The 16606-nt window shown below is 48.7% G+C and carries 12 protein-coding genes; 5 read left to right on the forward strand and 7 right to left on the reverse strand.

The annotated features are described in order from the left end of the window. Positions 1–176: 176 nt before the first annotated feature. The 3 genes from PTQ21_RS02690 to PTQ21_RS02700 all read left to right on the forward strand — a co-directional run bounded on the left by PTQ21_RS02690 (position 177) and on the right by PTQ21_RS02700 (position 4680). Positions 177–2399, forward strand: a complete 2223-nt coding sequence (locus PTQ21_RS02690; protein ID WP_274568736.1) for a methyl-accepting chemotaxis protein — start codon at positions 177–179, stop codon at positions 2397–2399. Positions 2400–2518: 119 nt separating this feature from the next. Further along, positions 2519–3520: a GTP 3',8-cyclase MoaA gene (gene moaA, locus PTQ21_RS02695; protein ID WP_063566937.1), complete on the forward strand. Its 1002-nt coding sequence runs from the start codon at positions 2519–2521 to the stop codon at positions 3518–3520. 323 nt (positions 3521–3843) lie between these two features. After that, entirely contained in the window at positions 3844–4680 is an 837-nt protein-coding gene (locus tag PTQ21_RS02700) for a methyl-accepting chemotaxis protein (RefSeq protein WP_274568737.1), read from the forward strand. 87 nt (positions 4681–4767) lie between these two features. On the opposite strand, the gene PTQ21_RS02705 is transcribed toward PTQ21_RS02700, so the two are convergent. After that, on the reverse strand, positions 4768–5376 hold the full coding sequence (locus tag PTQ21_RS02705) for a LysE/ArgO family amino acid transporter (RefSeq protein ID WP_274568739.1): 609 nt from the start codon (positions 5374–5376) through the stop codon (positions 4768–4770). Between the two features lie 157 nt (positions 5377–5533). On the opposite strand from PTQ21_RS02705, the gene PTQ21_RS02710 reads away from it, so the two are divergent. Further along, positions 5534–7021 (forward strand): aminotransferase-like domain-containing protein, encoded by a 1488-nt coding sequence (locus tag PTQ21_RS02710; protein ID WP_274568740.1) that lies wholly within the window; start codon positions 5534–5536, stop codon positions 7019–7021. A gap of 115 nt (positions 7022–7136) precedes the next feature. Here the strand turns inward: PTQ21_RS02710 and PTQ21_RS02715 are convergent, their stop codons facing one another. From PTQ21_RS02715 to PTQ21_RS02740, 6 genes are all read right to left on the reverse strand, one after another. Continuing rightward, positions 7137–7964, reverse strand: coding sequence for a carbohydrate ABC transporter permease (locus PTQ21_RS02715; protein ID WP_024632759.1), 828 nt, complete (start codon positions 7962–7964; stop codon positions 7137–7139). Further along, positions 7961–8845 (reverse strand): carbohydrate ABC transporter permease, encoded by an 885-nt coding sequence (locus PTQ21_RS02720; protein WP_064641854.1) that lies wholly within the window; start codon positions 8843–8845, stop codon positions 7961–7963. Before PTQ21_RS02720 ends, PTQ21_RS02715 begins: the two co-directional genes overlap by 4 nt. 78 nt (positions 8846–8923) lie before the next feature. Beyond that, positions 8924–10204, reverse strand: coding sequence for an ABC transporter substrate-binding protein (locus PTQ21_RS02725; RefSeq protein WP_063566932.1), 1281 nt, complete (start codon positions 10202–10204; stop codon positions 8924–8926). Positions 10205–10348: 144 nt separating this feature from the next. Next, positions 10349–11449 (reverse strand): response regulator, encoded by a 1101-nt coding sequence (locus tag PTQ21_RS02730; protein ID WP_274568742.1) that lies wholly within the window; start codon positions 11447–11449, stop codon positions 10349–10351. After that, positions 11446–13236 carry a sensor histidine kinase gene (locus PTQ21_RS02735; protein WP_269053969.1) on the reverse strand — a complete coding sequence of 597 codons (1791 nt, stop codon included), beginning with the start codon at positions 13234–13236 and terminating at the stop codon, positions 11446–11448. Before PTQ21_RS02735 ends, PTQ21_RS02730 begins: the two co-directional genes overlap by 4 nt. Before the next feature lie 130 nt (positions 13237–13366). Then, positions 13367–15370 carry a beta-galactosidase gene (locus PTQ21_RS02740; protein WP_274568746.1) on the reverse strand — a complete coding sequence of 668 codons (2004 nt, stop codon included), beginning with the start codon at positions 15368–15370 and terminating at the stop codon, positions 13367–13369. Between the two features lie 246 nt (positions 15371–15616). On the opposite strand from PTQ21_RS02740, the gene PTQ21_RS02745 reads away from it, so the two are divergent. Then, positions 15617–16591 (forward strand): AraC family transcriptional regulator, encoded by a 975-nt coding sequence (locus tag PTQ21_RS02745; protein ID WP_274568747.1) that lies wholly within the window; start codon positions 15617–15619, stop codon positions 16589–16591. Positions 16592–16606 lie beyond the last annotated feature (15 nt).

A 16606-nucleotide genomic window follows, 5' to 3' on the forward strand; every position in this document is an offset into this window, starting at 1 on the left:
CATTTTGCAAAATGCTCATATAGAAGGACGTGAACTCTCGCCCCGATACGGTGTCTGGTTCTGGGATCATGAAGGCGGTGTCATTGATTCCCGTCCACCACCCATATTGGCTGGATAATCGCGTTTCCGAACAGTCTCGCAAAGGATTTTCAAAATCAGAAATCGGGGTGGTCCGTATGTTTGATTGGCTGGGATCGAGAAAAGGGTGGCCGCTGTGGCGGTCGTATCGGTTGAATGCAAATATGAAGCAAGACGTAGAGGAAATCTTTGAGGGCATCGCCGAGACCCGGCGGCAGCTTTTGATGGATTGGGCTGAGGAGCAGTGGAATCATCTGGATCGATTGCTTCAGCAGGTACGAGCTGTTCATCCGCAAGGTATGTTGCAAGGCTCCGAAGATGTACATGGATTAGAGGTATGGTTCGCAGCAAGTTATGTACGCGCTACGGATAGTACTGAGCTTTTTATGCTGAACGAGCAAAACCAGGTTGTATTTTCTACATATAAGAATCATATTGGACAAGTCTACGAAGATGGAAATGCTTTGATCGGGCCAGGACTTAGGTATACCCAAGCGGATATCAACGGACAAAAGTGCCTGTTTGGACCTTATTCTGATCCGCTCACACTAGAAATTGGACCACGTTCTTCCACGTTTCACGATGATGTAACCTTGACGTTTATCGTACCGATCATGGAAAACGGCCGTTACATCGGTTCCCTGTGCAGTCGTGTACCTAATGATGTATTGGGCGATCTGATCCAGCGTGAATCAGGCCACATCTACCCTGATTCGGGGGATAATTATCTTTTTATGGCTGAATCAAAACTGCGGCCCACGCTTCAACCCGGGACTGCCCTGTCCCGCAGCCGCTTCGAGGATCATACATTCACCCATGGGGAGAATCTGAAAGACGGCGTAACCACCGAATGGGGCGTTGTATCTGTTAAAGAACATACCGAATTGGAACTGATGTTTACCGATCCTTCTACCAACGAACTTCATCCCGGTGTAGCGAATACCATTCGCAATGGCTCCAATCTGTTTGTGGCTTTTCCGGGTTATTCAGACTATCGTCATATATCAGTTATTGGAAAAGGCATCACGTTCCAGCTTCCCCACTGTCCGGATCTGTGGGGCATGATGTGTGAAGGCGATTTGGAGGAAGTGTATCGGATACGCAGCATTGGCTGGCGCCAATTCAAGCAGCATAGCTTGTACATCCTGTTGTCAGGCATTGCGGGAGCTGCACTTGTATATGCGCTGACTGGAAGTGCATGGAGCGCAGCAGCCATCGCTGCCTTTAATTTCATCTATGGATTCCTGACTGCAAGCCAGCTGCAACGAAAACATGTTCAACGGGGCCATGAGGATTTGCGCCGCATTAGCCGCTTTATTCGGATTAACGCCGAAGGCAAAGGGGATCTGACTCAGCGTCTGGACACGTCGGCTTTTGCCCAGGATGAATCAGGTGAACTGGCGAAATGGATCAACAATATGATCGACTCTCTGGAAGGAATTATGCTCAAGGTACAGCTTGCCACCGTGGATGTGATGAACAACCAGCACCAGATGCGGGCGTCAACGGAAACTACACAGGGAACAACCGAACGTGTAAATCTCAAACTTGGCTCTATGATTCAGGGGATACGCAAGCAGCTTGAGGACCTGGATCAGGCCAAAGTAGCCGCCGACGAAATGCGCCTCACCTTACAACAGCTTGAAGTGTCGTCCACAGAGCAGATTGACGTTGCCCGCCAGGAAGTGGAGCGTATTGGAGACAAAATGACTCAGATCTCGGGAGCCGTGTCCGACACCAACCATACGATTCTATCCTTTATGGCGACCATGCAGGATATCTACCGCGCACTTGCTGTCATTGATGAAATTTCGGCACAGACCAATCTGCTCGCACTAAATGCTTCCATTGAAGCAGCTCATGTTGGCGAACACGGACGTGGATTTGCCGTCGTTGCTGGTGAGATCCGCAAACTTGCAGAATTATCCCGTTCCTCCACGGAAGATATTCATCAGATTCTGGATAATATCTCAGTAGCGGCAGGAGCAGCCTCGCAATCCATCAAGGAAGGCGATCAGGTGCTGGCTGAAGGCACCACGCTTGTTCAGGCTGCTTCGCAGTTACTCCAAAGTGCAACGGCTGAAGAACCCCAAAGAACACAGGTTGTAGATCAGGTCGTGGTATTGATGGAGAATATCGCTGCCATCAGCCACAAAAATCGTTCCACGTCTTCGGAGGTGGAAGCCGAGATGGTCGAGCTTATTAACGACATGCTGCACGTTCAGCATTCATCGCACAATGTCGAAGCCATCACGGTCTTCTTGCAACAGCTTGTGGGACAATTCCAACTGACCCATCCCGATAAAAACGTAATTACCTGACGTCATCATTGACGCGGATTGGAGAAATAGCTAAAATTTGATGCAACTGTTCGTTTAGACATTGTCGGTTCATTTCATATAGAAGCTTTCCAATCTGAATCAATGAAAGGGTGGTCTGCATGGAAATGCTCCAGGATTCTTTTGGCAGAATACATGACTACATCCGTATTTCTGTTACGGACCGCTGTAATTTGCGTTGTGTGTACTGTATGCCTGAAGAAGGCATGGAATTTGCCCCGCATGACCAAATTATGAGCTACGAGGAAATTGCCCAGGTGCTCAAAGTGTTGGCTCCAATGGGAATGCGCAAAGTCCGTCTGACCGGAGGCGAGCCTCTGGTACGGAAAGATCTGCATCAACTCGTAAGTATGATCTCGGCCATTGACGGGATTGAAGATATTGCGTTAACTACCAATGCATTGCTGCTGGACAAACAGGCTCAGGCCCTGAAAGACGCTGGACTGAACCGGATTAACATCAGTCTGGATTCCCTGCAGGCGAGCCGTTTCTCCATGATTACTCGCGGTGGGGATGTAAATAAGGTGCTGAAAGGCATTGAAGCCGCCACGGCAGTTGGACTTGCTCCGATCAAGCTGAATGTCGTGTTAATGAAGGGCATCAATGATGATGAGATTAAGGATTTCATTGCCATGACCATAGATCAGCCACTGCATGTACGCTTCATTGAATATATGCCGATTGGGCAGGCTTCAGATTCATGGCGCAAATCGTATTTGCCGCTGGAAGCAGTCACGGATGTATGCGCCGAGGCTGGCTGGGCGGTGGAAAATACGGCAGGTCCGGCAGGTAATGGTCCATCACGAAACATGAAGATTGCCGGTTCACAAGGGACATTCGGATTGATCCATCCGGTCAGTGATCACTTCTGTGATAACTGCAACCGACTCCGCCTGACAGCAGATGGGCATATCAAAGCTTGTCTGTACTGGTCGGATGAATACAACGTTCGCCGCTTCGTAGATGCCCCCGATGCTATGGCAGCTCTCTTCCTCAAAGCGCTTGGCACCAAACCGAAGAATCATGAAATGGCGCTTGCCCTGGAGCAGAAAATGCAAAGTCATACACCGACGGTACGACGCATGTCCCAAATCGGCGGATAGGCAAGCGTGATCTGGCGGGTACCTGCTCATCGTTTAAATGCATCAGAGCAGGAAGAAATAATAAACGTAAGCACCCGATATACTTCTCAAAATACAGCCATTATCGATGTACTAAAAGCTGCTGAGGTCAGATGATCCTCAGCAGCTTTTTTGTCATGTATTTTTCTTTTTTCTAACCTTGTTGATCAATTTTCCTGATTCCAAGATTAAAATAAAATTAATCTGTCATATGTCCTCTTTAGCCCTTCAAGAATCCCGCAATTCTGACGATGAATATACAATACATCACGATAATACGCACACATATATAGGAGTTGATCCAATTGAATATTGTTGAAGCACTTGTTGCAGCAAGCCCGTATTTTAAAATCATGCTCAAGGAAAATGATTTGATGATTGCTGTTACCGATATGGAGCAGTTCCGGTATTACGTACGGAGCGAAGATCTTGATTTGGGTATCAAGGCTGGAGATCCGATCTCACTTGAAGATCCTACACTACGCCGGGCACTTATCCATGGTGAGACTTCAGCCAATCGTATTGAAGCGCATCATTACGGGACTCCCATTAACTCTGCGGCTACCCCGCTTCGCGATGAAGCAGGCCAGATCGTAGGTGCATTGGCCATTGGATTTTCGCTCAAAAACGAGGAAAAACTGGGGCACTTCACCGAATTGATCGGAGAAATCAGCGGTAAGTTAACCGATATGGTTCAGACCGTAGCTGCTCAGTCCCAGCAACTGACCGCTTCATCTTCACAGATTTTGGACAACACACGGATGGCGGTGCAAAATTCCAGTGAAGTCACCAAGGTAGCTTCATTCATTCGTGAAATTTCGGAGCAGACGAACCTGCTAGGTCTGAATGCTGCCATTGAAGCGGCTCGAGCAGGAGAAGCAGGAGCCGGCTTTGGCGTTGTTGCTACCGAAGTACGCAAATTATCTACCGGAACCAAAGAAGCTACAGTGAACATTGAACGCTCCTTGAAGGAAGTACAGCATTCCATTCGTCAAATGGAACAGGAGATTACCTCCATCGCCCAATCCAGTAATCAGCAAGCCGAACTCGTCACCGAGTTCAGCGAGGTCATTGATCAACTGAACAACGCATCCAAGGATCTCAAGTCTTTCATTGAATCCATGCTATTGAAGGCAGAATAAGATAGAATACTCATTTGGCGCATTAAGTATAAGGCCAGCATATAAACAATCCCCGCACGCTTAACGTGAGGGGATTCTTTTCTATTTTTACGATAGAATCAGCTTCCACAGCATCATGCCCGCCATTCCGACCATGACTACAGCGGACAACCGATTGAAGAAAACACTGACCCGGCCTGTACGGTCTGTTCTACCTACTAGCCTGCCTGCACCCGCCAGTCCCAGAAACCATACCCATGATACTACTGCCGCCGTTATCGCAAAATAAAAACGTGTGACCCCTTCGTATTGAAGCGAACTGGTTCCGATTACGGCTACCGTGTCCAGCAGAGCATGCGGGTTAAGCAAGGAAACGGAAGCAGCAAAAGCGATCTGCCTTCCCGCAGATAGCACTGCTGCTGAACTATTCGCAGGCCCGGAAGACTTCCAAATGCTCCATGCCATATAGAGCAAAAACACACTCCCTCCTGCATACAATACATTCGCCAGCACCGGCCATTGCAGTAAAATGAGGGACACCCCTCCGACGGCTGCTCCAATCAACAACGTATCACTGAGTCCTGCGGTTACTATCGCTGGCAGCGCCCGTGCATAACTTCGCTGACTCATGCCCTGATTAAAAATAAATACATTTTGTACACCGAGTGGCAAAATCAGGCCAAATGCCAGCACCACCGCGTGAATAATTACCCCCATCGTTCATCCCCCTTAGACATGTCTCCATAATAGTAGAGATAACGTCAGGCGTAACCAACCACTTGGATGGCATTGGACCCAACCAAATGATATAGTGTTCAAAATAAAAGAAAACGTAAATCCCATCACTCATTCTATAAAGGAGGCAAACCTGCCCATGAATCGTTCCGATTCTCGACAGGGGGGCAGCTGGAAGCCGGACCCGTCCCATTCCCTACCTCTGTACCGACAGATTGAAGTCTATATCAGCGAGAAAATTACTGCCGGCGAATGGACAGCAGGATATCGGCTTCCTTCACAACGAACACTGGCTCAATCCATGGGTGTAAATCGCAGCACGCTGGTTACTGCATTGGAAAATCTGGCCGCCGCAGGCATGATTGAAGGCAGACATGGTGGCGGAACCTATGTCTGCGGCTCTGGCTGGCATGCGCTGGCTCACGGAGCCATGCCCAACTGGGAGGAAGCCATCGAAGAAGGCTGGTATTACCCCAATCTGCCAGAGGTACAGCAGATTAACCGGGCTGAGTTCCAGCCAGGCATCATCAGGCTTGGTACAGGTGAGCTTGCACCTGAGCTGATGCCCCAGGAGGCTTTTAACGACCTCCTCCTTGCTCTATCCAGCCGTCCTCGTACACTAAACTACCTCGAACCTCAGGGTAGTCTGGAGCTCCGTCAGGCTTTGTCCGTTTACTTGCAAGAAAGTGGTATCCAAGCCTCCCCTGACTCCATTCTGATCGTATCCGGCTCTCTTCAGGCACTGCACCTTATTTCAGTTGGGCTTCTGCCCCGCGGATCGGCAGTTCTGCTGGAGAAACCATCTTATCTGTACTCCATTCATGCCTTCCAATCCGCCGGATTGAAAATGAGTGGCATTCCGATGGATGCCGAAGGCTTACACACTCCGCGTCTGGAAGATGCCGTACAGAACAATGCAAACAGGGACAGCATCTCACTGCTCTATACGATTCCGAGCTTCCACAATCCTACTGGCTCCGTCATGAGTGACAGCCGCCGGGAAGAAATTCTCGCCACAGCACGAAACACTGGCATCTCCATATTGGAGGATGCCGCTTACAGCGACCTGTGGCTGGACGAGCTCCCGCCGCCAGCGCTGAAGGCGCGTGATAAAGAAGGACGGGTGCTGCACATGGGCACCTTGTCCAAGGCGGTGAGCCCCGGTCTGCGCCTCGGCTGGCTGGTTGGGCCGGAGCCGGTCATCCGTCGCCTCGCAGACATCAAGATGCAGACGGATTATGGCACTAGCTCCCTCGCTCAGGAGGCTGCTGCACTCTGGTTTGCCGATGGATACCACGAGCAGCATATGGATCGCCTGCGGCCAGAACTGCGCAGACGCAGAGACTTCATGATCCAGCTTCTGCAACGCGATTTCGCTGAACTCGCCGAGTGGAGCATACCTGCCGGAGGCTTTTATATCTGGCTCCGATTTACCGTCAGTCCTCTTTCCATTCGCGAACTGTTCCATGCCTGTCTGGAGAATCATGTGCTGATTCATCCGGGTTATCTTTATGACCGCCTAGATGCGGAGCACATTCGTCTGTCCTATGCCTATGCTTCACCGGATGAGATGGAGCGGGGCCTTCACCTTCTGGCACAGACAGTCAAAAAGCTGATGACATCATGAAATGAAAGAACCGCCTTGATCGTAAGGAGTGACATCCCTCCGATCATGGCGGTTCTTTTGAGTTTTTGTATTCATGAGACAGATACATCTCGTCTAGATCGCAGGCAGGTTTTCCTTACCCTTTTACCGCACCCTCTGCAATCCCCTCCATGATGAACTTTTGGAAGAACGCATAGATGAGAACCACCGGAATAGCGGTCAGTACCAGGGAGGATAGAATCAACGGCCATTCCTTATTGTACTCGCCAAACAGCATGTTCGTGGACAGAATCAGCGTATAACGATTTACATCCGTCAGCATGAGTAGTGGCAACAGGAAGTCATTCCATATCCACAGGAAGTCCAAGATGGCGATGGTGACCGTAATTGGCAGCAACAATGGGAAGATGATCTGGAAGAACGTCTGGAACTCATTACATCCATCCATCTGTGCCGATTCTTCCAATTCACGCGGGATGGACTTAACAAACCCGTGATACAGGAAGATCGCCATGTTCACACCAAGTCCGATATAGATCAGGGCCAATCCGTATGTGCTACCTTGAACGTGAAGTCCTTTGGCAACCCGTGTCAGCGGAATCATGATCGAGTGAAAAGGAACGAGCATGGATGCCACGAACAGGAAGAAGATCAGGTTGCTCAATCTGCCTGAAGTACGCGACAGCTTGTATCCGGCCAATGAAGCGCAGAATACAATACCCCCAATCCCCAGGAAGGATACAATCGCCGAGTTCAAGGAGCTGCCCAGCAGGTTGATTTTGTTAAATGCATCCGAGTAGTTTTCCCAATGAAATGTCGTTGGGAGAGCTATAAAAGACTGAAACATTTCGCCTTGTGTTTTGAATGAGTTCACAATCGCCATGTAGATTGGCAGCATTGCGACGAGGGAGCCCAGCACCAGCAGCAGTCGAATAAGGTAGCTGTTAATTCGTTGCATCCTCATGCTTCCACCTCTTTCTTCTTCATCACCGTAATCTGAATGAGCGTGAAGATGAGCACGATGACGAATAACACAACTGACTTGGCACTGGCATATCCGTATCTAAAATTGTTGGAGAATGCCTCTTCATAAATATTCATCGTAATGACCTGAGTGGCTCTGCCTGGACCACCACCTGTCAGACCGTACACAACTTCAAATACTTTGAAGGCTCCGTTCAGTGTCAGGAAGAAACAGATCGTCACGGCATGAGTGATCATCGGTAATACGACATTACGCAGTACCTGGAACGCGTTGGCTCCATCAATAACAGCCGCTTCCTTCAGACTCTTCGGCACACCCTGGAGTGCAGCCAGATAGATGATCATCATATACCCAACACCATTCCAGAGCGATACGATCAGGATGGAGTAGAATGAAAATTTCGGATCACCCAGCCACTGTTGGTCCAAAAAGGAGACCGCCAACTTCTCGGCCAGCTGCGGCAGCACCTGGGAGAAGATGAATGTCCACATAAAGGCGCTGATGATTGTACTGATCATGTTCGGCATGAAAAACAGGGTCCGGAATAACCCCTTGCTGCGCGTCCGTGTCTCAATGAACACGGCGAGCAGCAAGGCAATTCCATTTTGCAGAATCAGCATAAACACCACATATTTCAACGTGAACCACAGGGAATTCAGAAAGTCGGGATCTTCCTTGAACAGTTCCACGAAGTTCCCCAGACCGATAAAACTGTAATCCCGGTTCAGACCATTCCAGTCCGTCAAGCTGTAGAACAAGCCGCTAAATGTGGGATACAGCAGGAAAATGGCATAGATGACAAAGGCAGGCGCAGTGAACGCTAGCAGCGACAGATACTTCTTGAATACATTCGTAGCCATTGGTTCTCCCCCTTTTCACTATAAGCATACTCGCGGAAACGGGGGAACGAAGACCGTTCTGCCAGCCGTTTCATCTGCTTACTTGTTGACTTTGTTGTAGGATTTCCACGCCTTGTCGAGCGCATCAATCACCTGCTGCTGATCCAGTTGTCCGGAGTAGTAACCTTGCAGCGCTTTGCCTGATTCATCCTTAACCGCTTGAGGAATGGATGGATCCTGATACGCTTTGCCTTCATTAACATATTTCAGGGCATCGTCTACCCAAGGGAAACTTTTGAAGTCATGAATTTTGGCAACCGGATTGAATTTCAGTGCTTCGTAGAATGCACTTGAGTCCTTGTCATCGAGAACATAGTTCACGAAGTCGAGTGCCACTTCCTTGTTTTTGCTGGAGGAAGATACGGCCAGTGAAGTCGATGTGCTCAGGTTGATTTTGGTATCATCCGGGTTGTCATTGATCGGCAGTGGAGCTACGCCGAAGTTGATATCCGGATTGGACTTCAGGATGGTTTCCGCGAACCAAGGTCCTTGAATCCACATTGCTGCTTTGCCTGTTGCAAAGGCTGCTGAACCATCATCGCCGCCCACTTCGAGTGCTTTCTCCGTTCCATTGGCATTGACGAGATCGAAGATGTCGAACAAGGATTTCATATCCGAGAAGGAACCTTGATCCTGATTCATCTTATCCAAGAAGTCTTTATGTTCTGACTGAGTCAGTGCACCTACAGTAAGTGGCAGGAACAGTTGCGGAATCCAGGCTTCTTTGTATGAAAGTTCAAACGGGGTGATGTTGGCTGCTTTCAGCTTTTCCACGACCGCTTTCATTTCCGTCAAAGTTGTAGGTACCTCTATCCCCTGCTCTTTGAAAATATCCTTATTGTACAGGTATCCCCAAGATAACGTTTCCAAAGGAACGGCCACGACTTTACCCGATGCATCCGTTACGGAAGGCTTAACGGAATCCAGTAATTTATCGACAAAAGGTTGACCCGACAGGTCTTCCAGATAACCTGCTTTGCTGAACGGTGGAATTTCATTGACCGCATGAAGTGCGAACACGTCCGGTGCATCATTGGAGGCAAGTCGTGTTTTCAGAATCTGAGGCGCATTATCTGCTGGCGGCATCTCCAGTTGTACGTTGACCTCAATATTCTTTTCGGCTTTCTCCTTGGCTTTGAACTGTTCTATATATTTATCGTAATGTTCTTTCAGCCGCGGCTGTGCAATGAATACTTTGAGGGACACCGTACTGCCCGATGCAGTTCCCTCCGTCTTACCATCCGTACCCGCATTGGAACCGCAGCCTGCGAGCAGAACACTCACAAGTACCGCACTTGCTACGCTTTTCCATACTTTCATCTCTTATGACCTCCCGGTGTAACTGGTTTGTCTTTCATAGGATCATTATATATCACGAAATGAAAGCGCTTCATTGGACATTATTAGACTCATTTATTGGATTATTTTAAACCTTAATCCAACAGTAAGCTCTCTGTGAACGAATTATTTAGGGCTGTTACCTGATATTCGAGGTTGTCCCTTTCGCATCTCTCCAGGCGAAACTCCGAAGTGTTTCTTGAACACCCGGTAAAAGTACGATACATCCTCATAACCCGTCATCTCAGCAATATGTTTGAATGGAATCTGATCATCGAGCACCCACTCCTTGGCTCTTGCCATCCGTAACTGGACAATATAGTCGGTCACATTCACGCTGTGTTCTTTTTTGAACACCTTGCTGAGATATTCTTTGCTAACAAAAAAGATCTGGGCAAGCTGCTCCAGCGTAATCATCTCCATGCAATGCTGCTCGATGTATTGCTTCACCTCATCCAGGTTCAGCTTGTTCTTGAATTTGCGCTGCGCAATCAGCTGCTCCAACGAAGTATAGTAAGGCGCTGATATCCAGTCCACCGCCGATGCAATGGACGCCAGAGCCGTCGGCGGCGGGAGCACAGCTGCTACAGGTTGCTCGCATAAGCCGTTGGAAACACACAGCTCGCCCAGCAGCGTCTGCAATTCATATGCAATCCGCCCCAGCTGTTGCGGTCTTTGGATATCACTGGTATCAAGTCGGTGCTCCAGCTGCCCGAACAGCTCATGCAATCCCTGAACGTTCAAGTCGTTAAAACGCAAGCGTGCCTGCTGCTGGAACAACGAGAACTCGCCAGAAAAAGCCGAAGGATAAGGTTCCCAGGATTCCGGCCCAGACTCGGTCTTTTCCAATTCACGTCTACACTTGGCCAGAACGTTATTCAATTCATCGGGATTTACCGGTTTGAGCAGATAATCAGCGGCACGGTGACGAATGGCATGTTTCGCATAATTGAAATCATCATAACCGCTGACCACAATCACTTTGATATGCGGATATTGTGCGCTCAGCGTCTGGAGCAGTTCCACGCCGTCTTTACCCGGCATACGCATGTCTGTAATGATAATATGGGGCTGATGCTGCTCGACCAACCGGATCGCCTCTCCGCCATCCTCTGCCTCACCTGCTACCACCATGCCAAGCTCATCCCACGTGCCCAAATTGCGCAAAATATCTCTATTCCATGGCTCGTCGTCCACTAACAGCACTCTATAATAATCCTTGTTCACGAGATCTCGCCTCCTGTATGGCAAGGAATTCGAACAGTGACACGGGTTCCCTGTCCTTCCCCACTCTCCATGTTCATACCGTATGCAGGCCCAAAGTGCATCAAAATGCGTGATGCGGCATTGACCAGACCAATGCTAGTCCCCGAGCTCCATACTCTGTCTCCTTGCTGGGACAGCTTGGACAGTCTCGATTGCATCTCGGCCAGCCTCTCTTGATCCATGCCCATCCCATTATCGGAAATGCGGATGGTTACCTCATGATCTAGTCGGACAACTTGAATGTTCAATTTCCACTCTCCCTGCTTTTTCTCCAGACCATGAACAAATGCATTCTCCACAATCGGTTGCAGGGACAACTTGGGAATGTAACAGTCATTCAGCCCGCCTTCAATCTCCAGTTTATATTCAAGTCTGCTGCCAAAACGCTGCTTCTGGATGAGCATATAATGCTCCAGTTGGTCCAATTCGGACTGTAATGGCACGAGACCATCCGGCGCTCTGACAATATAACGGAACATCTCACTTAGTGCACGAATAACTTTATAACTGTCTGCCGGCTTCTGTGAGTACACCATACCTCCGATCATCTGCAACGTATTTTGCAGAAAATGCGGGTGAATCTGGGACTGAAGCGCCTTGAGCTCGGCCGTCTGTTTCTCCAGATTCATGAGATAGTTATCCCGGATATGCTCCCGAATGCGGCTTGCCATACCATGCAGATTTTTCTCCAGCAGGCCAATCTCATCCACCCGACCACTGCGCACCACTTCCTTGTCCTTGATCAACTGGATTCCCTTCATGGAATTCGCCAGTCTGACAATCGGTTTGGATGTTCGCCAAGCCACTAATGCTGCCAACAACACCGAAACCACGGTAGCCAGCCCACCCACAACAAGACCATATTTCATCGTTTCCATTGCACTCTCATTGATGACATGGGAAGGTACAATTTTGATCAGACGCATTCCTGACGGATCAATGGCATGATAGAATACATATTCCTTGGCTGTTCGAATGAAACCGGAACTATCCTTTGTAGCTGCGAGCCTTTCCAGTGCCTCTGCTGAAGGCTGTATCTCCTTATTGGGCTGATAGACCGGACTTCCCGTACTATCCGCGATGTACACCGCATAATCTCCCCGGCTGTCCAGCAATTCCAGTGTCTGATTGAATTCGGCCCACTTGACTTCCAGACTGATCGCGCCGATCTGCGCCTGATCCTCGAATCGGTTCATGCTGCGGGTCATATGGAACTTCTCCGGATCGTTCGGATCATTAATAATCGTAAAGTCCTTATGCTGTTCAAAAAGTTCATCGTATGCCGAAGGAATGTCCGGAACCGATCGGATTCGGCTTTCCATCGAGTTGAAGGTAAACAATGTGTCCAGTTCCTTCAGGTACAATTCCACGCCAAATACATAGTTGCCAGCCGAATAATATACACTGTTCAGCATGTTGAACACAGCCTTCTGTTCATCGAAGCGGCTGGCAGCTGGAGCATCCTGGTTCAATGCCAAATACTGATGCAGCTCATCACTGATCTGAATGGAATAGATGAGATTGTTCATCCGCGCGAATTGTTCACCCAAATAGATGGAGGCCCAATTCATATTCGCACGGTTGGTCTCCATGATCTCTTCTTCCATGGAAGAACGGGTATTTTCGGCTGCTACAACCGTCATGGCAATGACGGGCAGAATGGCCAGAAACGTCATGGTGAGGATTAATTTGTTGCGAATGCTGCGTTTGAACGGATCAGTAAGCTTCCGATATAATTCGGTAAACACGAGGCATCCACTCCTGAGCTATGAGCTAAAATAAGATAAACGCCCCAGCATGAAGCCGAGGGCGCTTTGGTCTTGGTATTCTTTTTATAATCATTGAAAACAGACTTGTCAATTCATTTATGATTTCCCATTATTGCTCAATAATGCAGAACCCCCATGGTTCCAGCTTCATATTCTGCCCTCCGGACACCGCTGTTCCTGCCAAAAGTTCCGTTCCGTCCCCGTAGGCATACACGAACGAAATCGCCTGATCGGAGTAGTTAAAGAAATACCGAATCGTATTCCCCTGATCATTCACTCCGCTCTTCACGATGATTGGAAAAGCCAATTCCTGATCGATTCCCCACAGTCCAGCTTCCTTCATGACACGCTCCAACACGTTGCGGATCACCGCGGAGCTGGTATAACATCCAACGTACGTTGCTTTGCCCTTGCCATAGGAATTCTGGGTAATTGCCGCATATTCTCCCCAGTGAGGATGATCATACCAGGCCAGCACTTCTGCAGTTGTTGGTGTGATGAGTTCCATCCAGGTGTGAATCTGATTCTGTTCCTCTCCAACCTCGAACGGATCATCTCGAAGCGACACATTTTTCGGCTCTACAAAAAGGTTGTAACTGATGCCACAAGCCTCACTGATCAGTCCAGGCTGGTGGGTAGAGCGGACCTTAATATGCTCATTAGCGAATCCGCTCTTGAAGGAGTAAACGACATGCCCACCATCTTGTACGAATTGGTTCAGCCTCTCAAGCAAGACATCGGAAGCTGCGTACAAAGCAGGCACAACGATCACATCATAGCCTTCATAACTCTCCACAGACGGATCAATCAGATCACAGCCAATATTCATTTTGTATAATTCGTCATACATCCAGCGGATAACGTCGTTGTATTTTTTGTCACTCGTAAAATTAAATCCGAACCACTTGATCGACGTCAACGCCTCATTGCTGAACAGCACGGCTACCCGATTCGTTTTCTTCAAATTCACAAGTTGCGGGCTAAGTCTGGCAAAATCCCGGCCGATCGTTTTGGCCTCGTTGTACACCGGATTGGGTTCAAAATCATGGCTCAGCAATCCTTTCCAATACGTCTCAAATGAATTATGCAAGGAATGCCAGTGCCAATAGGCGACCATGTTTGCTCCCGATGCCAGGTGGCTAAACGCCTGAAGGCGAAGCTGTCCGGGGTAGGGAACCCAATGCCAGAAAGCCTGCGCTTCCGTCTCCAGTACGAGATAGTTCGATTGTTTGGTGGAACGTGCCACGTCACCACCGAATGAAATCTCAATGCCGGTCAGATCATCCTGCGACGGATGGTAGATGTCCACACTGGTGATGTCAAAAGGTTTGGATGCGGCAAAATGGTCCACATCTCCCTGAATGCCGTACGAATATCCACGCCAGTCGAAGTCAAAATTCTGGGTTACAAACTGCCCCTCCTGTTTGTACTCATTTACAATTCCGACCTGCCACGCTAGAAAGCTGGTTACCAGTTGGCGCTGGAATTTGGCAAATTCAGCTCCCAGACTGCCGTTGATTGTACCAACAACAGACGGGAAGTCTTCCCAGCTATTAATGCGGTTACTCCAGTAATCCAGCCCAAATTCCTTGTTCAGATCATCCAATGAGCTGAACTTGTTACGCATATATTTGACGAATTGCAATTGTACATTATCTCCGGCAGTGTTGTAATGCTTCGTTTCGTTATCCGTCTGATAACCAATCACGGCAGGATGTTTACTGACACGGGAAATCAGCTTGCGAATGATGCGTTCCGCATAGAACAGATACGTCGGATGTGTGATATCCATGATCTGCCGCGCCCCATATTTCCCCGGTCCCTGTACCGTTGTTGCCAGAACATCCGGGTGCTCCTTGACCATCCACGTCGGAACAGCATACGTAGGTGTACCCACAATAACCTGAATACCCGCCGCATGCATGGCATCCAGAACACGATCTACTGAGGAGAAGTCGAATACACCATTCTGTGGTTCATGCGTACTCCATGTTGATTCCGCAATCCGCACCACGTTGATGCCTGCATCTTTCATCATCTGAATATCCTTGTCCAATCGCTCATAAGGCATATATTCGTCATAGTAGGCTACCCCGTACAATAACTTGTCCATGTTAAAATCCCCTTTTCATCCGGAAGTATGAAGCTCTTGGCATTTATACAAAATGAAATGATCCAATTGAAAAATGATAACGTTTACATTATTATCTATTGAAGTACATCAGAGACTTAGCAATCTGCCGAACGCTCTCCTGTTCTGCGATTTTCAATGTTGGCGTTAAACTGATTATAATGAAGTATACTATGGGTGCCGATTGTACAAGGCGAGTTATTTTTACCCTTTTCCGAGGTGAATGTCATGGATATCCGATCGCAGCTGCGAGAAATGCCACATCATACACTGGCTCACTGGCTGCCTATTATCGACTGTAACATTAAATTCTATGGAGCGCACAGCCAACAAGTTCCATACGGTTGGGCGATGCCGGAGGAATGCCATCCGGGCTTTGAAATTATGCTGATTATAAAGGGGACTCAGGAGAGTGTAATTCACGGATATACCTATACGGTTGAGGAAGGTTCGATTCTGCTAATTCCACCCGGATTCAAACATACAAACCAATGTGTATCATCAGAGGGCATGACGTACTTCAGTGCTCATTTTAATGTAGATGATCCCGTATTTACCCTGAAGCTGATGTCACATCACAGCCGAATCTATGAGGCAGGCACCACAGATAATATGCAAATGCGCCCTGTCCTGGAGAACTGGATGAACATGATCAGAACATCGGAGGTATACACTTCCACAGACAAATTTATCATGCAGGCACGCATGTTTGAATTGTTTGCCCTGCTGTCCCAAGCAGCTGACCGTGAACCACTATCCACCCGATCTGATGCTTCGCCTAATGCTCCAGCTCCCGCAGCCATGCATTATGCAGGAGCCATCGCAGAAGCCATCAAACAGGCGTTCCATACCCAGCTCCGAATCAAAGAGGGCAATGTATCCACCGTCAAAGTGGAACAGATCATATCCTCATTTGGCATCAGTCCGGGATATGGGTTGCAGATCTTTCGCAAGGTATACGGACAATCTCCACGGGCCTACCTGTCCAGCCTGAAGCTGCAGGAAGCCAAAGTACTGATCGAACAGCCGAAGCTCTCTTTGGGGGAAATTGCATGGAAGCTGGGCTACACCCATCTGTCGCACTTCAGTCGGCAATTCAAACGATGGACGGGCCAGAGTCCACTTCAATATCGCAACGCCGTTCAGGATCTATCCAACGAATCGGGTCCAGTGGACCAGAGTTGGGAGACCGAATCGGACTAAGAAAGGAATCCGAAG

It is taken from the genome of Paenibacillus marchantiae (assembly GCF_028771845.1).
In the GTDB taxonomy this organism is placed as follows: Bacteria; Bacillota; Bacilli; order Paenibacillales; family Paenibacillaceae; genus Paenibacillus; species Paenibacillus marchantiae.